The 22,122-nt window shown below is 66.8% G+C and carries 20 protein-coding genes; 9 read left to right on the top strand and 11 right to left on the bottom strand.

Translation table 11 applies throughout. The features are described 5' to 3' along the window. Positions 1-20: 20 nt before the first annotated feature. On the top strand, positions 21-419 hold the full coding sequence (locus ECTHA_RS0115525) for a 6-pyruvoyl trahydropterin synthase family protein (protein WP_025280468.1): 399 nt from the start codon (positions 21-23) through the stop codon (positions 417-419). After that, positions 416-2,347 (top strand): glycosyltransferase family 4 protein, encoded by a 1,932-nt coding sequence (locus ECTHA_RS0115520; RefSeq protein WP_025280467.1) that lies wholly within the window; start codon positions 416-418, stop codon positions 2,345-2,347. Before ECTHA_RS0115525 ends, ECTHA_RS0115520 begins: the two co-directional genes overlap by 4 nt. On the opposite strand, the gene ECTHA_RS0115515 is transcribed toward ECTHA_RS0115520, so the two are convergent. From ECTHA_RS0115515 to ECTHA_RS18615, 5 genes are read right to left on the bottom strand one after another with little or no spacing between them, the layout of a single operon-like run. Further along, the gene (locus ECTHA_RS0115515; RefSeq protein WP_029762194.1) at positions 2,337-3,197 is read right to left on the bottom strand and encodes a RibD family protein; all 861 of its coding nucleotides are present in this window, start codon (positions 3,195-3,197) and stop codon (positions 2,337-2,339) included. The genes ECTHA_RS0115520 and ECTHA_RS0115515 overlap by 11 nt on opposite strands. 15 nt (positions 3,198-3,212) lie before the next feature. Then, positions 3,213-4,025: a creatininase family protein gene (locus tag ECTHA_RS18625; RefSeq protein ID WP_051582718.1), complete on the bottom strand. Its 813-nt coding sequence runs from the start codon at positions 4,023-4,025 to the stop codon at positions 3,213-3,215. Beyond that, positions 3,982-4,776 carry an FkbM family methyltransferase gene (locus ECTHA_RS0115505; RefSeq protein WP_025280465.1) on the bottom strand — a complete coding sequence of 265 codons (795 nt, stop codon included), beginning with the start codon at positions 4,774-4,776 and terminating at the stop codon, positions 3,982-3,984. The genes ECTHA_RS18625 and ECTHA_RS0115505 overlap by 44 nt, the downstream gene beginning before the upstream one ends. Further along, positions 4,773-6,563, bottom strand: coding sequence for a glucans biosynthesis glucosyltransferase MdoH (mdoH, locus tag ECTHA_RS18620; protein ID WP_051582668.1), 1,791 nt, complete (start codon positions 6,561-6,563; stop codon positions 4,773-4,775). Before mdoH ends, ECTHA_RS0115505 begins: the two co-directional genes overlap by 4 nt. Beyond that, complete coding sequence (locus tag ECTHA_RS18615; RefSeq protein ID WP_051582667.1) at positions 6,556-8,061, bottom strand: OpgD/OpgG family glucan biosynthesis protein; 1,506 nt, start codon at positions 8,059-8,061, stop codon at positions 6,556-6,558. The genes mdoH and ECTHA_RS18615 overlap by 8 nt, the downstream gene beginning before the upstream one ends. Before the next feature lie 39 nt (positions 8,062-8,100). Here ECTHA_RS18615 and ECTHA_RS0115490 point away from each other — a divergent pair, with 39 nt between their 5' ends. Continuing rightward, on the top strand, positions 8,101-9,696 hold the full coding sequence (locus ECTHA_RS0115490; RefSeq protein WP_025280464.1) for a sulfatase-like hydrolase/transferase: 1,596 nt from the start codon (positions 8,101-8,103) through the stop codon (positions 9,694-9,696). Positions 9,697-9,750: 54 nt separating this feature from the next. Here ECTHA_RS0115490 and ECTHA_RS0115485 read toward each other — a convergent pair whose 3' ends face one another. Then, positions 9,751-10,731 carry a ChaN family lipoprotein gene (locus tag ECTHA_RS0115485; protein WP_025280463.1) on the bottom strand — a complete coding sequence of 327 codons (981 nt, stop codon included), beginning with the start codon at positions 10,729-10,731 and terminating at the stop codon, positions 9,751-9,753. A 183-nt stretch (positions 10,732-10,914) separates the two neighbouring features. Between ECTHA_RS0115485 and rnd the strand changes: the two genes are divergently transcribed. Next, complete coding sequence (gene rnd, locus ECTHA_RS0115480) at positions 10,915-12,084, top strand: ribonuclease D (protein WP_025280462.1); 1,170 nt, start codon at positions 10,915-10,917, stop codon at positions 12,082-12,084. A 64-nt stretch (positions 12,085-12,148) separates the two neighbouring features. Continuing rightward, positions 12,149-12,637 carry an FKBP-type peptidyl-prolyl cis-trans isomerase gene (locus ECTHA_RS0115475; RefSeq protein ID WP_025280461.1) on the top strand — a complete coding sequence of 163 codons (489 nt, stop codon included), beginning with the start codon at positions 12,149-12,151 and terminating at the stop codon, positions 12,635-12,637. A gap of 105 nt (positions 12,638-12,742) precedes the next feature. On the opposite strand, the gene cspE is transcribed toward ECTHA_RS0115475, so the two are convergent. Together cspE and ECTHA_RS0115465 are read right to left on the bottom strand one after the other, a co-directional pair. Further along, positions 12,743-12,949, bottom strand: coding sequence for a transcription antiterminator/RNA stability regulator CspE (gene cspE, locus ECTHA_RS0115470; protein ID WP_025280460.1), 207 nt, complete (start codon positions 12,947-12,949; stop codon positions 12,743-12,745). A 252-nt stretch (positions 12,950-13,201) separates the two neighbouring features. Further along, on the bottom strand, positions 13,202-13,597 hold the full coding sequence (locus ECTHA_RS0115465; protein WP_238984805.1) for a hypothetical protein: 396 nt from the start codon (positions 13,595-13,597) through the stop codon (positions 13,202-13,204). Between the two features lie 293 nt (positions 13,598-13,890). Between ECTHA_RS0115465 and ECTHA_RS18610 the strand changes: the two genes are divergently transcribed. Next, positions 13,891-14,439 carry a SprT family zinc-dependent metalloprotease gene (locus ECTHA_RS18610; RefSeq protein ID WP_025280458.1) on the top strand — a complete coding sequence of 183 codons (549 nt, stop codon included), beginning with the start codon at positions 13,891-13,893 and terminating at the stop codon, positions 14,437-14,439. Positions 14,440-14,563: 124 nt separating this feature from the next. Here ECTHA_RS18610 and uup read toward each other — a convergent pair whose 3' ends face one another. Then, positions 14,564-16,456 (bottom strand): ATP-binding cassette ATPase Uup, encoded by a 1,893-nt coding sequence (uup, locus tag ECTHA_RS0115455; protein ID WP_025280457.1) that lies wholly within the window; start codon positions 16,454-16,456, stop codon positions 14,564-14,566. Positions 16,457-16,600: 144 nt separating this feature from the next. Here uup and ECTHA_RS0115450 point away from each other — a divergent pair, with 144 nt between their 5' ends. The 3 genes from ECTHA_RS0115450 to ECTHA_RS0115440 all read left to right on the top strand — a co-directional run bounded on the left by ECTHA_RS0115450 (position 16,601) and on the right by ECTHA_RS0115440 (position 19,958). Next, the gene (locus ECTHA_RS0115450; protein WP_025280456.1) at positions 16,601-17,449 is read left to right on the top strand and encodes an ATPase; all 849 of its coding nucleotides are present in this window, start codon (positions 16,601-16,603) and stop codon (positions 17,447-17,449) included. Between the two features lie 22 nt (positions 17,450-17,471). Further along, positions 17,472-18,545 carry a homoserine O-succinyltransferase MetA gene (metA, locus tag ECTHA_RS0115445; protein WP_025280455.1) on the top strand — a complete coding sequence of 358 codons (1,074 nt, stop codon included), beginning with the start codon at positions 17,472-17,474 and terminating at the stop codon, positions 18,543-18,545. Positions 18,546-18,626: 81 nt separating this feature from the next. Continuing rightward, positions 18,627-19,958, top strand: coding sequence for an MFS transporter (locus tag ECTHA_RS0115440; RefSeq protein ID WP_025280454.1), 1,332 nt, complete (start codon positions 18,627-18,629; stop codon positions 19,956-19,958). Positions 19,959-20,032: 74 nt separating this feature from the next. Here the strand turns inward: ECTHA_RS0115440 and ECTHA_RS18605 are convergent, their stop codons facing one another. Both ECTHA_RS18605 and ilvG read right to left on the bottom strand, forming a co-directional pair. Continuing rightward, positions 20,033-20,314, bottom strand: a complete 282-nt coding sequence (locus tag ECTHA_RS18605; RefSeq protein WP_025280453.1) for an ACT domain-containing protein — start codon at positions 20,312-20,314, stop codon at positions 20,033-20,035. Next, positions 20,311-22,038: an acetolactate synthase 2 catalytic subunit gene (gene ilvG / locus ECTHA_RS0115430; protein WP_025280452.1), complete on the bottom strand. Its 1,728-nt coding sequence runs from the start codon at positions 22,036-22,038 to the stop codon at positions 20,311-20,313. The genes ECTHA_RS18605 and ilvG overlap by 4 nt, the downstream gene beginning before the upstream one ends. Between the last annotated feature and the right edge of the window lie 84 nt (positions 22,039-22,122).

Raw genomic sequence — 22,122 nt, 5'->3', positions numbered from 1 at the left:
TACATTCCAGGAGAAGCCCCGTGTACATGGTGAACGTAAGAGATCACATGATGATCGCCCACAGCTTCAGCGGCGAGACCTTCGGACCGGCCCAGCGCCTGCACGGCGCCACCTACGTGGTGGATGCCTGCTTCAAGCGCAAGGCACTGGATGAGGAGAACCTGGTGGTGGACATCGGGCGGGCGAGCGAGGTGCTCCATCAGATCCTGGGTGAGTTCAACTATCGCAACCTGGACGAGGTGGAAGCCTTCCAGGGGCAGAACACCACCACCGAGTTCATGGCCCGGGTGATCTTCGACCGACTCGCGGTGGCCATCCGCGAGGGACGTCTGGGGGCCTCGGCCCGGGGTCTGTCTGCCCTGGCGGTGACCCTGCATGAGTCCCATGTGGCTCAGGCAGGCTTCGAGGGCCCGCTTTGAATCATCGGCTCACCCTGCTGGTGCCGGGAGATCCCGGGCAGATCACCGGCGGCTATCTGTACGACCGGCATCTGGCCCGGGAGCTGGAAGCGGCGGGCTGGACCGTCACACCAACGGGGCTCGACGGCGCCTTCCCCGGCCCTGATGAAACGGCCCGACGGTCGCTGGATCAGGCCCTGGCAGCCCTGCCAGCGGGTTCCCGCGCCCTGCTGGATGGTCTCGCCATGGGCGCCTTTCCCGGGGTGATCGACACCCACGCGGACCGCCTGGACCTGACCGCCCTGGTGCATCATCCGCTGGGGGATGAAAGTGGCCTGGCGCCCGCCCGGCGTGATCAGTTGCTGGAGCTGGAAACCCGTGCCCTGGAACGGGTGAGCCGGATCATCGTCACCAGCGATTTCACCGCCCGGCGCCTGGAGGCACTGGGCCTGCCGCCGGCATCGATCCACGTGGCACCACCAGGGGTGGCGCCGGCCCCCTTGTGCGCCATCGCCCGGGATAATGCGACCCTTGGGGAGCAGGCCATCCCGCAACTGCTCTGCGTGGCCCACCTGGCCCCCCGCAAGGGTCATGATGTGCTGCTGGAGGCCCTGAATCATCTGACGGACCTGCCCTGGCACTGCCACTGGGTGGGCTCCACGGATCGTGATCCCCCGTGGACGGATGGCTTGCGCCGACAGTGTCGTGCCCTGGGCCTCGGGGGGCGGGTCACCCTGCACGGTGAGCTTGGCGCCGAAAGACTGGCCGCGGCCTTCGACGCGGCCTCGGTATTCGTGTTGCCCTCCCGCTACGAGGGCTATGGCATGGTGGTGACCGAGTCACTGGCCCGGGGCCTGCCGGTCATCACCACCACCGGCGGCGCCCTGGAGGACACCCTGCCCCCCGGAGCCGGACTGGCGGTGCCGCCCGATGACGCCCCGGCCCTGGCCGATGCCCTGCGGCGCTGGCTCACGGATGCCTCGCTGCGGGCCCGTCTGATCGCCGGGGCGCGGGTCGCCCGGGGGCGCCTGCCCGAATGGTCGGAAACGGCCCGACGGGTTGCCGTGGCACTGGACATGCCGCCCCGCCTCGGGGATGCGGGCTTTGCCGGCGACTGGCTGGCCCTGCGTGCCGCTGCCGACAGCCGCGCCCGACACCCGCGCCTGACCCGGGCCGCCGCGGCCTGGCTGAAACATCGCTGCGAGGCGCCCCATCCCATCCTGGACCTGGGGGCCGGCTCCGGCAACAACCTGCGCCACCTGGCACCCCGGCTACCCGGACCACAGCACTGGACGCTCTGGGACCAGGATCCGGATCTGCTGGCGGCAGCCCTGGCGGATGCGCCGCCCCATGATGCCCATGGGGGCAACGTGATGCGACAGGTGCGCACGGCGGATCTGGCCGATCTTTCGGCTGCGGATCTGGCAGGCACGCAGCTGGTCACCGCTTCCGCCCTGCTGGATCTGGTGTCGGCCAGGTGGCTGTCACAGCTGGTGGATGCCTGCGCGCATGGGGGCACTGCCCTGCTGCTGACGCTATCGGTGGACGGCTCGCGGGGCTTTCTGGATGCCAAGGGCCGGCGACAGGACGATGCCGAGGATGCCTGGGCAACAGCCCTGTTCCACGCCCATCAGCGGCGCAACAAGGGCCTGGGGGCGGCCCTGGGACCTGAGGCCCCGTCCTGTCTTGTCCGGCGCCTGCAGGCCCGGGGTTACCGGGTGCACCAGCGCCCCAGCCCCTGGTGTCTGCCGGCGGGCAGCGAGGAGGCTCGCACCCTGGGGGTGGCCACGCTGGACGGCTGGCGGGGCGCCCTGCTGGCGCAGGCCCCCGGGGAGCGGGCGCGCATCATTGCCTGGCACGGGGCCCGGAGCGAGGCGCTGCGGGAGGGCCATCTGGGCTTGTGGGTGGGCCACCGGGATGTCTTCGCCCGCCCCGGGATCAGCCCCTGAGATCCACGTCGAACAGGGTGTCCTCGCCACAGGTGAAGCGACGCACCCGGGGCCTCAGCGCCTGATCCAGGGTGTCGATGGGCGGCAGCGACAGCCCCGGCCGTCCGGAGCCGATCACCATGGGCGCCACCAGCAGATGCAGCCGGTCCAGCAACCCCGCCTCAAGAAACCGTGACACGGTCACGCCGCCGCCTTCCACCAGCACCCGCCGATAGCCCGCCTGGGCCAGGCAGTTCAGCACCTGCTGGGGACAGATGCGCCCCGTGGCCTCGTCCGTTTCCAGGTGCAGGCAGCGCACATGGGCAGGCAGATCCGGCATCGGGCCCACATCATTTCCCAGCAGCAACAGGGTGGGCGGCGTCGCGGCATCCGCAGCCGCCTCGAACAGGGGGCCCTCATGGGGCACGCGCCCACGCGGATCCAGCACCACACGGGCCGGGCTGGTCCCGGGCGCATGGCGCACCGTCAGTTGCGGCCGGTCGGTGGCGGCGGTGCCGGCGCCCACGAGCACGGCATCCGCCAGGGCCCGCAGACGGTGCAGATGCACCCGCGCCTCCCAGCCGCTGATGTAATACGAGGCTCCGGTGTGGGTGGCGATGCGCCCATCCAGACTCTGACCCAGCTGGCCCACGACCCAGGGCCGGTCGTGGGCCGCCAGGGGGAGAAGGCAGTCCAGCATCCGGGCCACCTCCGGTTCGATCAGGGCATGACTGCGCCAGTGCCCGCCAGCGGTGATCTTCAGCTCCCCGCCGGGGAGGTGCCAGAGGCCGCGGGGCTGCCGGCTCCAGTCATGGTCACGCACCTGCAGGATCAGCGACCAGGCCAACTCGGGTGTCTCCAGCGATGCCATCTGATGCTCCATTGTTCAGTCCCTCGGGCCCGGGGCGGGCCGGGCGTCCCATGGCAGGCTGGCGGCCTCCTGCAGCAGTTGCGCCAGGCGCTCGCCGTAAAATCCCAGGATGCGCGCCCCCAGTTCGGCGGTGCCTGCAGCGGCGTCGCCCGTGACCCCATCAGGGTGCAGATCCTCGGCAAGCCAGGCGAAGGCACCGGCCCCCTCCGGCCCCAGCCACCGGTGGCCGGACGCCACCAGGTACTGGCCCCGGCCCGGGAAGTCCCGTACCTGGTCCTCGCGCACCCGCTCCGGGGCCAGATGGCGCATCAGGGCCGTTTCCAGGGCACCCCCGTGCAGGCCATGACGCCATTCATCGGCATCGATGCCCGGAGGCTGGCCCAGACGGGTATAGGTGGCCTTGATCACCAGCAGCCCATGGCGACGGCGCAGTGCCAGGGCCGCCTGATCCATGATGGCGGTATTGCCGCCATGGGCATTCAGCCACACCAGACGTCGACCGCCCGCCCGGGACACCCCCTCGCCCAGGGCCTCGAGCACCGCCACCGCAGTTTGCGGCGGCAGGCTCAGGGTGCCGGGAAACCCGCCATGTTCCTCGCTGCTGCCCAACGCCAGGGGAGGCATCACCAGCAGGGGAAAGTCCGCGGGCAAATGCCGGCGGGCCTCGGTGAGCAGACCCAGCCCGATATCCAGGTCGGTGGACAGGGGCAGGTGGGGGCCGTGCTGTTCCACGGCGCCCAGCACCATGACAGCGACCGTTTCCGGGCCCATCCGCGACGCCAGCTCAGGTGCGGTCAGATCCTGCCAGCGGTCTTGGCCAACGTGCATAGAGGTCTCCTGAGGCGATGCCGGCGGCGCCGGCTTGCAGCCATGAGGGCAGTGCCGTCGCCGGCCGCCACCGGGGCCAGAGAAAGCGCCGCTGCTCGCCGGCCACCACGTTGTACTCGTAAGCCGCCAGGGTTTCCAGGCGATCGATGCACGCCTCGGCCTGTGACAGGGCGCCCTGGATGAACTCGACGGACAGAGCCGGCAGAGGTTGTGACAGGCCCGCCAGCACCCGGGCCTCATGCCCCTCCACGTCGATCTTGCAGAAGGCCGGCACGCCATGGCGGGCGATGAGATCATCCAGCGTGGTGACGGGGACCATGATGCCATCCTCCCAGCGTACCCGTCGAAAGCCCGGATGTCGCTCCGGCAGTGCCTGGCGCCACTCCCGGGCCAGGGTGGACACCGTGGGATGCAGGCGGCTGATGGCCAGCCGTGCCGAGCCGGGACGGTCGTCCAGGGCCACGGCTTCCAGGTGGATGCCCGGCTGGCCCCGGGTGAGCCACCGTAACCAGGCCAGTGGCAGGGGTTGAGGTTCCACCGCCACCACCCGGGCCCCCAGGGCGGCGAAGGCCAGGGTGCGGTCGCCCACATGGGCCCCCACATCAAAGACCAGATCCCCGGGGCGTACGAACGGCCCATACAGGCGACGCAACCCCGGCTGCCGCCCCGGGCGCCAGTAGATCACCAGGGACCGGGCCAGCCCCAGGCCCGCGGCACCCCGCTCCAGCCATTGCCCGCGCCCTGTGCTCATGGCGGACCGATGAGCATCCGGGCCGGCATCGCCAGCGGCGACTCGGGCGGTGGCGGACACGGGCGATCCGATGATGGCGGTCGTTCCACCGCCTCCCCCGCGGGGGATCGGGCCACCGCCTCCGCCGGCGGCGTGACCAGCAGCCCGGAGGGCGCGCGCCGCCCGCTGAGGCGGAACAGGACCGGCGCCAGCATCAGACCCAGCCATACCGGCGCACTCCACAGGGCCAGGGCCGGCAGGATGAGCAGACACAGCACCAGCCAGCACAGGCCCAGCAATGCCGGAGGCAGCCCCAGGCGCAGGCAGCGACGCCAGCCCAGCAAGCGCCCGGCACGACAGGGTGCCTCCCAGGACACCGGTCTGCCGGCGAGGATCTGCAGGATGAACAGTGTGTGAAAGACCATCAGCACCGGGGCCAGCAGCACCGCCGACAGCATCTCCAGCAGCCCGCCCCCCAGCCATGGCAGCGTGCCACCGAAGGAGTGGCGCCGGTCGCGGACTAACGCCAGGCCGACCACCTTGGGACCAAGCAGCAGGACAAGGGTCGCGCCCAGCAACCACAGGGCCGTCTCCGGGATAGCCCCGGGTGTCAGGGCGGCGGACCCCGCCTCCGTGGCGGTGGCCAGACTGACGAACCCCAGCATCAGCATGGCCGCCCACAGGGGCGCATAGACGAACCCCAGTGCCCCCAGCAGGAAATGCAGCCGACTGAGGGGATGCAGCCCCGGCACACCCAGCAGACGCAGATGCTGCAGGTTGCCCTGGGCCCAGCGCCGTTCCCGGCGCAGGTAGTCCGACAGGTTGGCCGGCACCTGTTCAAGGCTGCCATCGGCGCCGGTGTCCAGGCGCACGTGCCAGCCGCCCCGACGCAGCAAGGCCGCCTCGACGAAATCATGGCTGAGGATGTCACCGCCCCAGGGCGCGGCACCGGGCAGGCGGGGCAGACCGCAGCAATCGGCAAAGGCCCGGGTGCGCAGGATGGCATTGTGGCCCCAGTAGTTGGCGGTATCCGCCTGCCAGAAGGCCTGGCCGGCGGCCAGCAGGGGCCCATGCAACTGCGCCGCAAGGGCCTGTACCCGGGCCAGGAGGGTCTCGGCCCCCATGGGCCGGGGCACGGTCTGGATCAGCCCGGTCTGCGGGTCGGCCTGCAGGTCCGCCACCAGGCGGCGCAGGGTGTGGCCACTCATGCGGCTGTCCGCATCCAGCACCACCAGGGCCTCGTAGCGCCCGCCCCAGCGGCGGCAGAATTCCGCGATATTGCCCGCCTTGCGCCCCCCGGGCTCCCGCCCGTGACGGTAATGCACCGGAATCCTGCCTTCAAAGCGGCGCTGCAGCGCCACCACCATGCGGGCCTCGTCGTGCAGCACAACGGGATCGCTGGAGTCACTGAGCACGAAGGCCTCGAACCCATCGGGATCGCCACTGGCCGCCAGGTCCTCCAGCGTGGCGGCCAGACCGGCCCCCACGAACCCGGCATCCTCGTGACGGATGGGCATGATCAGCGCGGTACGGTGCGGGGCACGCAGGATGGGGGCGGGTGCGCGGGGCTTCAGTGTGAGGGGGTCCAGGCGCCGGTGCAGCAGCAACGCCCCGACCATTGCGTTCCAGAAGGCCAGGGCAATCCAGGTGAACAGGATGGCGAACAGCACCAGCAGCGGCACCTGCAGCAGCCCCGCCCCGGTGGCCACCAGCACCTGGTGCATGGCCAGCGTTCCCAGCCCCCCGGTGCCCAGGACCAGCAGACCGAACAGGCGACGGCGGCGACGCAGGACGGACGCCTCAGGCATCTTCCGGCCCCCGCCACAGGTACTGCCAGGTCTCGGTGAGCAGCTGATCATGCAGCCTCAGCTGCAGACGCATGTCGGCGGGCGACTCGGGGCTGGCGGCCACCACGAAGGTGGCCCGCCAACCGCCATCCGGCAAGGGCGTGACCTGGGGCGGTTCCACCGGCTGGCCCTGGTGCAGGTCCAGATGGGCGCGCACAGGCAACGAGCCGTCCAGCCGACTCAAGGGGCCACCCTGGAAGTCCACCACGAAACGCCGCTGGTCCAGGGGCACGGGGTCGCCCTGCCCCGGCACCCCGGCGGCGCCGGCACGGGTACGCACCACCCGGGCCAGTTCATGGGCCGAGGGTCGCTGCCAGAGGGGTGTCAGCCGGTAGCTGAATTCACGGGACTCGCCGGCCGCCATGGGCTTATCCGGCGCCCAGAAGGCGACGATATTGTCGTGGGTCTCATCGGGCGTGGGCAGCTCCAGCAGGACCACGCGGCCGGCGCCCCAGTCCCCTTCCGCGGGTTCCACCCAGAGGCCGGGCCGCAGATCATAACGGGCCTCCTGGTCCAGGTAGGCGGCAAATCCCCGGGTTCGCTGCATCAGCCCGAAGGCCGAGGGGCCGGCATCCAGAAAGGCGGAGATCTGCGGCGTCTCAGGACGGCTCAACGGGCGCCAGATCCACTCCCCGGCCCGGGTATGCACCAGCAAGCCTTCCGAATCATGCACCCGGGGACGGAAATCCGCGGTGATGGGGTCGGCAAGATCCCCATGGGTGTACATGCTGGTCAGCGGCGCGATCCCCAGCCCCGTAAGGTCGTGACGAGCAAACAGGCGGGCCTGAACGTCCACCGTGACCGGCTCCGTGGTGTGCACCCGGAAGGCATAGGCGCCGGTCACCGACGGACCCTCCAGCAGGGCGTACAGGTTGACGTGCCGATCCTCCGGCTCCGGCCGCTGCAGGTGCAACTCGGTGAATGCCGGAAACTCCTCCGAGCCCAGGCGGGTGGTATCCACCGCCAGCCCGCGGGCGGACAGGCCGTAGCGTTGTCCGCGCCCCACCAGGCGAAAGTAGGAGGCCCCCTGGAAGACCAGGAACTCGTCCCGGACATCTTCCCGGTTCAGGGGATAGTGCAGGCGCAGCCCGGAGAGCCCGCCAGCGGCGCGCTGCTCCGGGTCCAGCTGCGCTGCGTCGTCGTCATAGCGGAACAGGTCCGGGTGAAAGTGGATGGGCCGGCGTTGTCCATCCACCCACTCGTACACCCGCAACGGCTGGGCGAACAGGAAGCCCGCGTGCAGGAACTGCACCTGAAAGTCCGACACCTCCCGCCACAGGGCCCGTTCCGGGCGAAAACGGATCTGCCGGTGGGCATCGTAGTCCAGCGCCTTCAGGGCCGATGCCTCCAGGGTGGGGGGTGCCTGCCAGGGTGAGTCGGCCAGTCGCTGGGCCCGTTCGCCCAGGGTATCCAGGAGGTCGGCCCGGGCGGCTGGCCAGGCCAGGCACAAGGTCAGCATAATGAGCGCCAGCCCCCGAACTCCGATGTTGCGCTGCCCATGCCCGTCACACCCCGCCCAGACCCCATCGCCGGCTGGCCCCTGCTGCTGGCCGCAGTGCTGCTCAACATCATGCTGGTGCTGCCGCTGTGGTTGCGCTTCGGGGACGTGGGCGGCCGCTGGATCGCCCTGGAGGCCTGGTGGCTGCCGGTTCTGTTCGCCTGGCTGACCGCCCACTGGACGCCCCACGCCGCCCGCGCCGGGGTGGCCTTGCTGCTGGTGCTGGCCGTGGCGGCGGGCCTGGGGGATGCGGCGACCCATCAGATACTGGGCCGATCGCTGAACCTGTACTTCGACCTGCCGGCCCTGGTTTCGGTCCATCACCTGCTGGTGGGCAATCTCGGTCAGGTGCTGGCGGTCATGATCCTGGTGGTGACGGCGCTGCTGCTCCTGGGGATCCTGGCCTTGGTCTTCCGGGGGCTGCGGCCCGTGCCGCTGGGGGGGAGTGCGGCCGTGCCCGCCCTGGTTATCGGCACCCTGGCCGCCGTGCTCACGGCGCTGGAGGTGGCCGGCGAGCGTGTCGTACCCGTAGCCCGCACCCCGGTGGTGGATACCCTGGCGTTCCAGTCCCGACAGATCCGGGAGACCCACCATGCCCGTCGTCAGTTCGAGACCGCCGTGGTGGACGGGGCCAGACCGGCCCGGGCCCTGCCCGGCCTGGCCGGGCGCGATGTCTATCTGGTTTTCGTGGAATCCTACGGAGTCTCGTTGACCGACGATCCGCGGTTCTCCGGCCCTGTGCTGCCGCGGCTTGAAGCCATGGCCCCTCGTCTGGAAGCGGCGGGGCTGCATGCGGTCACCGGGCGCCTGGACGCGCCCATCCTGGGTGGGCAGTCGTGGCTGGCGCATGCCTCGATGCTGAGCGGCGTGTGGATCGACAACGCATTGTGGTATCGCCTCATGCTGGAACTGGGGCTGCCAACGCTGGTGGATGATTTCAAGGCCACCGGCCACGAAACCATGACGGTCATGCCAGCCATTACCATGCCATGGCCCGAGGGTCGCGCCTACGGCTTTGATCACATCTTCGCCGCCGCCGACCTGGACTATGCCGGCCCGCCGCTGAATTGGGTGACCATGCCCGACCAGTTCACCCTGCATCGCTTCAATGCCTTGCGGGCGCAGGTGAGCGCACCGCTGTTCGCCCAGGTGGCCCTGGTCAGCAGCCATGCCCCCTGGACCCCGATTCTGCCCCTGATCGAGGACTGGGAACAGGTAGGAGATGGGCGCATCTTCGCGCCCTGGGGGGAGGCCGGCCCAAGCCCCGAGACGCTCTGGCAGGACATGGAACGGGTCCGCGATTACTTTGCCCGTTCGGTGGATTATTCGCTGCATGTCTCCCTGGACTGGGCGCTGCAGTTCCTTGAAGACGACACCCTGCTGATCCTGCTGGGAGACCATCAGGCGGCACCGTTGATCATCGGCGAGGACGCCTCTCCCGCCGTGCCCGTCCACCTCATCAGCCGGGACCCCGCGCTGCTGCAACCTTTTCGTGAGCGGGGCTTTGTGCCCGGTCTCATCCCGCCAAAGCCTGGGCAGGCGGCCGGGATGGATGCGTTCCGGCATTGGCTGCATGCGGACTTTGGTCCCGGGTGAGGCCCACCGCTCGCTGTTCAGCGGGTGGCGCCGCATCAGTGCGTGCGGTGCAGGTCACGAGGACTGCTTGCGCATCCCCTCCAGTTGCTCCCGGAAGTCATCACAAGGGTCTGTGATCCGCTGGCGCGGGGTGAACAGGATCACGTCGTACACCCCTTCCATGGCGGTGGTGTAATCCTCGATGGACTCATCCCCTTCGCGCACCTCCACAAAGGCCAGGCTCAGGACCGTGCCCTGGGCCTCCCGGGTCTGCAGATACCGGGGCACCCCATAGTCGCGACGCACATGACCGCTGCCGGCGATGAGCACGACGGGCCGATCGGCCGTGTCCAGCAGCCGGTCGGCCATGTGGGCATCCCGGGCCCGCTGGGCATCCACCATGCCACCGGTGCGTGCCGCCGGAAGATAACCGCAATGGGCGTCGACGATATGCTCGATCAAGCGGCGACCCACCGGACCCGGCAGGGGCTCGCTCAGGCCCAGGCGCTGGCGTTCGGCCTCGTCCATGTGCTCGCGCAGCCCATCCCGGGCCACCTGCATGGCCTCCTCGCTGGAGAGATTGGCAGCCACCAGCGGCTGGTCCTGATCCAGCGCCCACTGCACCAGCGGGCGATATTCATCCCAGGGCCAGTGGCGGGCCTCCACCCCGGCGGCGTCAGCCAGGGCATCGGCGTTTGTCTCGCCCTGGGCGCGCAGGGTGTCCAGCCGGGACTGGTGCTCCAGATCAAAAATCTCCATGGCCAGCGCCGGGGCCCTGTCCGCCGCCGCCAGGGTCTGGATCAACTTCAGTTGCCAGGCGTGATGATCCGGGTTGCCATGCACTTCCCCCAGAAGCAGGATCTCCGCCGCCATCAGCCTCTCGTCCAGCCCCTCCCGGGAGATCTGACGCTGGTCGTCAGGAGACCAGATCTGTCCCACCAGGGGATGATCCCGCAGGTGCGGCGCCAGCCACTCATGGCCCTCGGCGTGCGCAGGAAGGCACATGAGCACGCCGAGGGCCACGGCAGACAGAAGATGATGCAAACGAAATCGCATGGAGGCTTTCCTGCACTGGATTGATCGGTGAACCCGGGTGGAGGGTTATACTGACCCGTGGCCAGTATCGCCCAAAACCCTTACCGCAAAAAACACCATGGAGCCCCTGATGGACCCTGTATCCCCCGCCTTCGGTGACCTTTTCACCATCGCCACACACGCACGCGGCAGGGGGCGTTGAACATGGAAACAGTCCCGTTCATCGACCAGCCCGAGGCCCTGAAGGCCTTCTGTGAGCGCCTCAAGGGGGTGGATTGGTTCGCCCTGGATACGGAATTCATCCGGGAGAAGACCTATTACCCTCAGCTGTGCCTGATTCAGGTGGCCACCCCCGAGGAAGTCGCCTGCATCGATCCGCTCAATCTTGAGGATCTCTCGCCGCTCACGCACCTGCTGTTCGACCCGAATATCACCAAGGTGTTGCACGCAGCGAGCCAGGATCTGGAGATCTTTTTTCATCAACAAGGCCGCGTGCCCGGGCCCATCTTTGACACCCAGGTGGCTGCCTCCCTGTTGGGCCATGGGGATCAGGTCGGCTATGGCAAGCTGATCCAGCTGGTGCTGGGAGTGGAGCTGGAGAAGGGGCAGTCGCGTACCGACTGGGCCCAGCGCCCCCTGGAGACCATTCAGCTGCGTTATGCCGCTGACGACGTGCATTATCTGGCCCGAGCCTATCCGCTGATGCGTCAGGCCCTGGAAGACAACGGTCGGCTCGCCTGGCTGGAAGACGATTTTCAGCGCATGCAGGATCCGCGCACCTACCAGCCCGACCCGGAGACCATCTGGCGGCGCCTGAAGGGCATCAACACCCTGCGCGGCGAACAGGCTCTGGCCGTGGCCCGCAACCTGGCCCGCTGGCGCGAACAGGAAGCCATGCGCCTGGACCGCCCGCGCCGCTGGCTGCTCCAGGACGAGGTGATCCTGGACCTGGCCCGCCGCAAGCCCCGCGACCTCAAGACCCTCGAACGGGTGCGGGGCCTGGCCGAGCAGACCGCGCGCCGCCACGGCGACACCCTGCTGGAACTGATTCGCGAGGGTGCCCAATGCCCCTCGGCTGACTGCCCCACCCTGCCCCCACGTACACGCCTGGAGGCCGACCAGGAGGCCCTGGTGGACGTGGCCATGGGCCTGCTGCGCCATCTGGCGCTGAAAAACGACATCAGCCCCGCCGCCATCGCCACCCGCCGTGACCTGGAGGCCCTGGTATCCGGTGACCCGGACTGCTCGCTCCTGCAGGGCTGGCGTGCCCGCCTCGCAGGACGGGAACTGTCGACCTGGCTACGAGGGGAGACTGGCCTTTCCGTACGAGGTCACCAGCTCACGCTAACCCATGGCGAGAACCCGGAAAGATGAAGTCGCCCCCGCATGCACGTTAGACTGGGGTCTCATTCATGAAAGAAGTTGGAGGAACGGCCGCATGCAGATCGGCAGCAACAAGGTGGTAAGCATTGATTACAAGCTTACCGACGACGAAGGCCGGGTGATCGATCACTCCTCCGATCGTGGGCCTCTGGCCTACCTTCACGGGGCGGGCAATATCATTCCTGGGCTGGAAACAGCCCTTGAGGGCAAAAAGCAGGGTGACGAACTCAATGTTCGCGTAGAGCCGGCACAGGCCTACGGGGAACGGGATGAGCAGATGATCCAGACCCTGAATCGCAGTCAGTTTCAGGGCGTTGACGAACTGGAAGTGGGCATGCAGTTCCACGCCGGTAACCAGAACGGTGGCGTGCAGGTGGTGACGGTTGTGGCCATTGATGGTGATGATGTCACCATCGATGCCAACCATCCTCTGGCTGGCACCACCTTGAACTTTGATGTCACGGTACGTGAAGTGCGCGAGGCCTCTCCCGAAGAACTGGAGCACGGTCACGCACACACCGATGAAGGGGCCAACGATCACTGATCCTCAGCCCGTTTGAAGCGGCCCGAAACCAAGTAAGGCCCCAAAAAAAACCCCGCCGGCGAGTCATCACCGGCGGGGTTTTTTCATGATCGAATTCCGGCTTGTTTAGCCTTCAACGGTCACGTTAACGGCCTGCAGACCCTTGGGGCCCTGCTGAACCTGGTAGTTGACCTTCTGACCTTCCGCCAGGGTCTTGAAGCCATCAGCGGAGATCGCTGAGTAATGCACGAACACGTCGGCACCGCCATCTGCGGGGGCGATAAACCCAAAGCCCTTCGTTTCATTAAACCACTTTACAGTACCGGTAGACATTGATCCTAACCTCAATCTTTTCTTTCAGGTGAGTACAGCTCCATGCAGCGGGCCGGTGCCGACGTCGAACGGACAACTCAAACCGCTACATGGGCCCAGTCTATCCGCTTCCCGCCCCACACGCCATACCGGTATAACCCGAAGCACTGTATTCAAGGCCGCCCGGACGCGGGCCCAACGAATTTTCCCCTTCAGGATCAGGATATTGGGCGCATTTCCGTTGTACCATAATATTTGCGGTCAAAGCCTTCATCAGGCAGCCGCGTAGACACCTCGAGCCGTGCTCACCACCCGTCCATTGCGCTTGAGGTAGGCCAGGGTCTGACTGACATTGCGCGCTTCAAAGCCCCGGGATTCCAGTTCGCCCTTGAGTTCCCTGGTGCTCATCTGGCCACGCTCGCTGATGATGTCCACCACATGCTGGCTGAGATTGGAGGTACTCGAACCACGGCCACGGCCTTTGGCCGTATCCGCCCCCAATTGCTTGATCTGTTTATCCAGGGCTGCCAGTTCAGCCTTTTGACGGGCCACCACCTCACTGCGTTGTGCCTGCAACCGGGCGAGACGCTCCCGTCGCTCCTCCTCCACTTGACGGCGCTCGTCCTCCCGGCGCTGGCGGGCCAGCTCGTACAATTCTTCAGAAGTCATGGTTTCAAGCGACTCGGTCATTTTTCTCACACGCCAATGATGATTTTATAATTGGATACCCTTGATGAGTGCCGGTTCCAGGGGCAGATAAAGTGGCGATACATTGCTGCGTCACCCACATCGGGTGCCATGGAACCAACCCTTGGGGGTTTTGGTTTGTGTCGATAAAACTGACATTCTAGCGCTTCGCAAAGCAAAAGTAGAACGCCCCCCGCTGGATTGGTGCAACGCGTGCAAAGGGGCTATCCTTGCCCCTCGCCTCAATTGCCCTTTCCCGGATCCCGACGCCTGCGATGCCCCTTGATGATGCCCGCCAACAGGCCATCCGACAAACGGCCCATGACCTGTTCATGCGGGCCGCCCATTGGTACGACATCACCAGCCCACCGCCGCCTGTGGCTCTGAACCTGCGTGGGCGTGCAGCAGGTCAGTGGCGTGTGGTCTGCGGGGAGGAATCGCTGCGGTTCAACCCGCACATCTTTGCCCAGGACTGGGCCAATCACTTTCCCGAGACCGTGGCTCATGAGGTGGCCCACAGCATCATTTACCGACGCTTTGGTCTGGGGGCGGACCGGCGACGGCCCCACGGGCCGGAGTGGCGGGAGGTCATGTTGAGGCTCGGTTTCGAGCCCCGGGTGACCCATTCATCGGATCTGTCCGGGGTGCCCACCCGGCGCACCCGCAAGTTCCCTTATCGCTGCAGTTGCAACGTCTACGCCCTGGGTACCCGACGGCATAGAACGGCGCAGGCCGGGGAGCGCATTTACTATTGCCGCAAATGCGGCGAAACCCTGCGTTTTTCCCCGGAAGAACCCCTGGCCCCTCACGTAAAAGCCACATAGACATTCTCCCCCGAGGGGGAGAAGGTCAGGGGATGAGGGGGGTGAGGCAGGCACTGTGCCGATCCTTACCCCTCACCCCCCCGGGGAGAGGGGCTCGAAACGTCGCTTTCATCATCGGAGAGCCTCAGCCACCCGATTCCAGCGTCTCCCAGCGCTCATAGGCCTGAGCCAACTCGGTTTCCAGTGACTCCATGCGGGCCTGGACGGCGGCGATCTCTTCCTTGGGTCGCTGATAGAAATCCGGGTCGCCCAGGGTCTGCTGAATATCCGCCAGTTCAGCCTCCAGGGCCTCAATGCGCTTGGGCAGGGCATCCAGTTCCCGCTGATCCTTGTAACCGAGCTTGGCGGATTTCGGTGCTGGCTTCGCCTTGGGGGCCTGAGCGGCGGGCGCGGCGACTGACGTGGCGGAAGGCGCCTTCGCCTTGGGCCGCTGCCGCAACCAGTCTGAGTAGCCCCCCACGTACTCCCGGAAACAGCCCTCTCCCTCGAAGGCGATGACACTGGTGGCCACGTTGTCCAGGAAGTCACGGTCGTGGCTCACCACCAGCACGGTACCGGGAAACTCCACCACACGCGCCTCCAGCATCTCCAGGGTGTCCGCATCCAGATCGTTGGTGGGTTCGTCCAGCACCAGCACGTTGGCAGGGCGGGTGAACAGCTTGGCCAGTAGCAGGCGGTTGCGCTCGCCCCCCGAGAGGGCCTTCACCGGCTGACGGGCACGGGCCGGCTCGAAGAGAAAATCCTGCAGATAGGACAGCACATGACGGCTTTCATCCCCCAGGGTGAGTCGGTCGCGACCCTCGCCCACGTTGTCCATCACGCTGGCCTCTTCGTCCAGCGCGGCCCGATGCTGATCGAAGTAGGCCACCTCCAGGTTGGTCCCCAGACGGATGTGACCGGACTGGGGCTCCAACTGCCCCAGAAGCAGCTTGAGCAGGGTGGTCTTGCCCGCACCGTTGGGGCCGAGGATGCCCACCTTGTCGCCGCGCATGACCAGCGCGGAAAAGTCCCGGATCACTGGCTTGCCGTCAAAGCTGAAGCTGACGTTCTCCGCCTCTGCCACGATGCGCCCGGATGGCGCCGCCGAGCGGGTCTGGAGGCGCGCCGTACCCTGACGCTCGCGCCGCTCGCTGCGTTCCGCCCGCAGGGCCTTGAGGGCCCGCACCCGCCCCTCGTTACGGGTGCGCCGGGCCTTGATGCCCTGGCGGATCCAGACCTCTTCCTGGGCGAGCTTCTTGTCGAACAAGGCATTCTGCCGCTCTTCTGCCTCCAGGGCCTCCGCCTTGCGGGTGAGATAGGTGTCGTAGTCGCCGGGCCAGCTGGTGAGCCGGCCACGATCCAGCTCGATGATGCGGGTGGCCAGTCGCCGCAGGAAGGCCCGGTCGTGGGTGATGAACAGCAGGGTGCCCTCGAACCCCAGCAGAAACTCTTCCAACCATTCGATGGCAGCCACGTCCAGGTGGTTGGTAGGCTCGTCCAGCAACAGCAGATCCGGCCCCGTGACCAGGGCCCGGGCCAGCAGCACACGACGCTTCAGACCACCCGACAGTCCATGGAACGGCGCGTCCGCCTCCAGCCCCAGGCGCGACAGCACCATCTCCACCCGCTGCTCCAGCATCCAGCCATCGCCGGCCTCCAGTTCGTGCTGGCACTGTTCCAGGGCCTTGAGCTGGGCCTCGTCGGCACCGGTTTCCATGGCGCGAATCAGGCCATGATAACGGCGCACCGTATCCCCCAGGGCCCCAAGGCCGTCGGCAACCACATCGTAAACGCTGCCTTCAACCCCCTTCGGGACCGCCTGCTCCAGCATGGCCACCTTGAGGCCATCACTGCGCACGATTTCGCCGTCGTCAGCCTGTATTTCACCCTTGAGCATGCGCATCAGGGTGGATTTGCCCGCGCCGTTGCGGCCCACCAGGCAGAGGCGCTCCCCGGGCTCGATGGTCAGATCCACTCCGTCCAGCAACGGGTGATGACCATAACTGAGTTGGATATTGCGCATGACCAGCAAAGGCATGGAGGTTCCGGCAGGGTTTGGGCGGACCCGCATTGTACCCGGAAGCCACGAGTCTCAAACGTCCAACCGAGGAGCCGGGTGACACCCACGGCCCAAACATCAGTAAAATGGGGGATCACTCACCCATCACCTGATGAGCACGCCTTGAAACTCCTGGCCTCCGAGTACCGGCACTGGCGCAACAAATCCATCACCCTGCTGGGCATGTCCGGCGTGGGCAAGACGCGCCTGTCTCACCTGCTGCGACGCGCCCATTGGTTCCACTATTCCGGCGATTACCGCATCGGTACCCGCTATCTGGATGAACCCATCCTGGATAACATCAAGCGCCAGGTGATGCACATCGAATTCCTGCGGGACCTGCTGCGCTCGGATTCCATCAGCATCGTCAACAACCTGTCGGTGGACAACCTCCAGCCGGTGTCCAGCTTTCTGGGCAAGCTGGGCGACCCGGAGAAGGGCGGCCTGTCGCTGAAGGAGTTCAAGCGACGCCAGCGCCTGCACCACGACGGCGAAGTGAACGCCATGCGGGACGTACCGGACTTCATCCGCAAGGCTCACGAGATCTATGGATTCGACCATGTGGTGAATGACGCCGGTGGCAGCGTGTGCGAACTGGACGACCCGGGCGTCATGGAACTGCTGGCCGAGCACTCCCTCATCATTTACATCAAGGCCACGGACCGGGACGAGCGAGAGCTGATTCAGCGGGCCGAGGAAAGCCCCAAGCCGCTGTATTACCGGGAGGACTTCCTGGACCGGGAGCTGGAGGTCTATCTCAGGGAAAACAACCTGCGTTACGTGGCCCAGATCGACCCGGATCAATTCGTGCGCTGGATGTTCCCGCGCCTGTTCCGCGACCGCCTGCCCCGCTACGAGGCCCTGGCGGACCAGTACGGCTATACCATCACCACGGATGAACTGGCACAGGTACATAGCGAAGACCAGTTCAACGCGTTGATCGAAAAGGCTCTGGAAAGACAGACTTTCTGAACCCCGAACCGGGACCCTCACCATGCCGCTTGTCGCCAACTCCGAACTGCCCACGTTTTCCCGCCTTCAGCAAGAAGGCCAGACGGTGCTGGCCGGTGCCTACGCCCTGCGCCAGGACATCCGGGCCATGCACATCGGGCTGCTGAACATGATGCCCGATGCCGCCCTGGCGGCCACCGAACGCCAATTTTTCCGGCTTGTGGGCGAGAGCAACCAGATCGCCCAGTTCTATCTGCACCCCTTCACCCTGGATGCCCTGGAGCGCGGCCCCAAGGGCCGCGAACACGTGGAGCGCTATTACGAGCCCTGGGAGCAGATCCAGGAGCAGGGCCTGGACGCCCTGATCATCACCGGCGCCAATGTCACTCAGCCGGATCTATCACTGGAGCCCTTCTGGAAGCCCTTGATCCAGGTGATTGACTGGGCCCACGAGAACGTGACCTCCACCCTGTGCTCCTGCCTGGCCACCCATGCGGTGATGCAGTTCCGTTATGGCCAGACCCGCAGCCCGCTGGGGTTCAAGCGCTGGGGTGTGTATTCCCATCGTGTGGTGGATCGCACTCATCCGCTGGTGGCGGGCGTGAATACCCGCTTCGATGTGCCCCACTCCCGCTTCAACCATGTTTCCCGCGAGCAGTTCGAGGCCGCCGGACTCAAGGTACTGGCAGAGAGCGAGGAAGCCGGCGTGCATCTGGCGGTGAGCGAGGACGAATTTCGTATCGTCTTCTTCCAGGGGCACCCGGAGTACGACCTCATCAGCCTGCTCAAGGAGTACAAGCGGGAGGTCAAGCGCTATGCGGCGGGGGAGCGTCCCGATTATCCACCCGTGGTGCAGAATTATTTCAGCCTCAAGAGTCAGGCGATCCTGGAAGAGCATCGTGAACAGTTGAACCTGGCCCTGGCCCGCAACGAAGTACCCCCGGAGTTTCCCGAGCAGCTCATCATCGAACAACTGGACAACACCTGGCACGACACGGCCGAGGCGGTGATCAACAACTGGATTGGCAACGTCTATCAATACACCCATATTGATCGCAAACGCCCCTTCCGTGACGAGGTGGACCCGGGAAACCCCCTGAACCGCAGCCGGGGCTGACCCCGCGCGCCATCCATGGACCATCGAATCCAGGGCCGCCAGCCTCCATGGGCGTGGCGCGCCCGCTGAAGGATCCTGCCCATGTCAGCACAACCCCCTTTCCAGCAGCCTTCGCGCCCCGTGGTGGAACTCTACGAAACCCTCACCGGAGACGAGGACGCCCGGGTCTGCAAGGACATCCCCGACGCCGCCTGCCGGGTGCAGCCGGCGAATTTCTTCGTCCATCTGGTCTCCAACACCGCCTCCAAGATCGGCGATGAACTGGCCAGTGCTCGCCTGGTGCTGGCCTGGCTCATGGCCGCCCTGGGCGCCCCGGCGGCACTGGCCGGATTCCTGGTGCCCATCCGTGAATCCGGCTCCCTGCTGCCGCAGTTGTTCGTGGCCGCCTACATCCGCCGAGCGTCGGTGCGCAAATGGTTCTGGGTGTGGGGCAGCGTGGGTCAGGGGGTGGCGGTCATGCTCATGGCCGTGGTGGCCCTCACACTCACCGGAGCCGCCGCCGGCTGGGCCATCATCGGGCTGCTGACCCTGTTCGCCCTGTCCCGGGGCGTGAACTCCGTGGCCTCCAAGGACGTGCTCGGCAAGACCATCGCCAAACGCCGCCGCGGCACCCTGATGGGCTATGCAGCGGCCATGGCCGGTGCCGTCACCCTGGCCGTGGGGGTCTGGCTGACCTTCCAGGCCAGCGAAGACGCCGGCATCGGCTTCTTCGTCGCCCTGCTCATGATCGCCGGCGGACTCTGGCTGCTGGCCGCCCTGGTCTTTGCCGCACTCAAGGAGGCCCCCGGCGCCACCGAGGGCGGTGGCAACGCCGTCAGCGAGGGCCTGCGTTCCCTGAGCCTGATGCGCACGGACCGACCCTTCCGGCATTTCGTGATCACCCGGGCCCTGCTCATGACCACCGCCCTGGCCCTGCCCTTCTACGTGATCCTGGCCCAGCAGGAAGGCTCCGGTGACATCTCCGGCCTGGGCATCCTGATCATCGCCACCGGCCTGGCCGGCGCCCTCAGCGCCCCGTTCTGGGGGCGCTTCTCGGATCGATCCAGCCGCCAGGTGCTCATGCTTTCCGGGGCCATGGCGGGGCTTCTGGGCCTGCTGGTCTTCGCCCTGGTCACCCTGGGGGTGGACTGGGCCGCCACCCACTGGGCCTTTGCCGTTTATCTGTTCATCATGGGCATTGCCCATGCTGGCATCCGCCTGGGCCGCAAGACCTATCTGGTGGACATGGCCACCGAGCAGACCCGCGCCGCCTACACCGCCGTGAGCAATACCCTGATCGGCGCCCTGCTCCTGGTGGGTGGCCTGTTCGGCATGGTGGCCCAACTCGCCGGCACCGCCGCCGCCATCCTGGTGCTCTCCCTGGTCACCCTGGCCGGCGTCGCCAGCGCCTGGCGGCTGGAGGAAGTGCAGTAGGATCGGCGGCCATTCATTCGCGGGCAGGCCCGCTCCCACAAAAGCCCTGCCGACACAGGGGCGGGGGCGTTGGGCTAGCCGGCGGCCATTCGGGGGGCGTTGGCGGGTTCATCCGCTGCCCCGGCCGTGTGCAGCGCCGCCAGATGCTCCACATCACAGAGCTTCTCCAGCTGCCGCGCCAGCATGGCCGGGTCACGACTGCCGGCCACCTTGAGACGCACATGATAACGATGGCCATCATCGTCCAGGCGCACATGCATGTCCCGCACCTCGAACCCCCGGGAACGCACCGTGCGCAAGATGCGCTCAAGACTGCCATCGGCCGGTCGGGCCAGTAACTGGAATTGCGGGTTCATGCGACTTCCTCCTCGATCATCTGGTCATTGGACATGCCCGGCCCCACAATGGGCCAGACATTCTGTTCACGGGCCACCGGGATATGCAGGAGCAACGGCCCCTGGGTTTCCAGGCAGGCCTCAATGGCGGCATCCACCGAATCCACGCCTTCAATGCGCAGCGCCGGGATACCGAAGGCCTGGGCCACCTGGACGAAATCCGGGTTATCGGACAGATCCACCTCCGCCAGGCGTCCCTCATAGAAGAGCTCCTGCTGCTGGCGCACCATGCCCAGATACTGGTTATCGAACACCACCATCTTCACCGGCAGGTTGTAACGGCGCAGGGTGGCCAACTCCTGCACATTCATCATGAAAGAGCCGTCGCCGCTGATATTGATCACCTGGGCGCTGGGGTGCGCCATCTGGGCGCCAATGGCCGCTGGCAGACCAAAACCCATCGCCCCCAGGCCACCACTGGTGAGGTGTCGACGCGGGTGCCCAAAACCATGGAACTGGGCCACCCACATCTGGTGCTGACCCACATCACAGGCGATATGGACCTGGGCATTGCCCTGCTCGGAGAGGCGCCTGAGAAAGCGCAGTGCCGGGAAAGTATCCCCCTTTTCCGGCGGCAGACGAAAATCCCCCACCCGGCGCAGCTCGGCGCAATGGTGCCGCCAGACCTCGGTGGACGCGGGCGTGGCCAGGGCCGGCAGCAGGCGATTCAGATCCCCCAGCACCGACACCTGGGGCGGGCGCAGCTTGGAAACCTCGGCGGCATCCACGTCCATATGGATCACCCGGGCATGGGGAGCAAAATCCGCCAGCCGCCCGGTGGCCCGGTCATCAAAGCGCGCCCCCACCACCACCAACAGATCACAGGCCTGCACCGCCCGGTTGGCACAGGGCGCTCCGTGCATGCCCAGCATGCCCATGTTCAGGGGATGATCCGCCACCAGCAGGCCCAGCCCCTTGAGAGTGGTGACCACCGGCGCCCCGGTGGTCTCGACGAAGTCGCGAAAGGCCTCCACTGCCTCGGCCAGCACCACGCCGCCGCCAGCATAGATGATGGGCTGATCCGCTTCGGCCAGCAGCGCGCGGGCCTGGGCCAATCCCTGCTCATCAAGGGCTGGGGCTTCATGGGCAACACCGGTCTCGGCGGACGCCCATGACGCCCCGGGCAAGGGGGCCAGTTGCACGTCCTTGGGAATGTCCACCCAGACCGGTCCGGGACGCCCCTCCTGAGCCAGCCAGATGGCCTCTTCCAGGATGCCGGGCAGATCCTCCACCCGGCGGACCAGGTAGCTGTGCTTGGTGATGGGAAGCGTCAGACCCAGGACATCGGTCTCCTGAAATGCATCAGTGCCCATGAGTCCGGTGGGCACCTGGCCGGTGATCACCAGCAGGGGCACCGAGTCCATGTGGGCGTCGGCAATGGCGGTGATGAGGTTGGTGGCGCCGGGGCCGGACGTGGCAATGCACACCCCCAGGCGCCCGGAGGACCGGGCAAAGCCATTGGCGGCGAAACCGGCGGCCTGTTCATGGCGGGTGAGGATGTGCTTCAAGGCGCCGGGTTGCCGGGCCAGCGCATCGTAAAGGGGCATGATGGCCCCACCGGGATAACCGAATGCGGTGTCGACACCATGGCGCCGCAGGATCTGGATAACGGCGTCGGCACCGTTGGAAGGGGCTTGATCCGGGGCTTGAGCCCCGTCGGCGGTGGCGGCTTGGCTGGGCGGCATGGGGTCAGTCTCCTGCTGAATCCTGTCTTTTTTGGGCGGCCATAACGCAAAAACCCCCGGGGGGTACCCGGGGGTTTTTGCAGG

Source organism: Ectothiorhodospira haloalkaliphila ATCC 51935, assembly GCF_000633935.1.
Taxonomy (GTDB): Bacteria; Pseudomonadota; Gammaproteobacteria; order Ectothiorhodospirales; family Ectothiorhodospiraceae; genus Ectothiorhodospira; species Ectothiorhodospira haloalkaliphila.
This window is presented reverse-complemented; position numbering and strand designations above follow the sequence as displayed.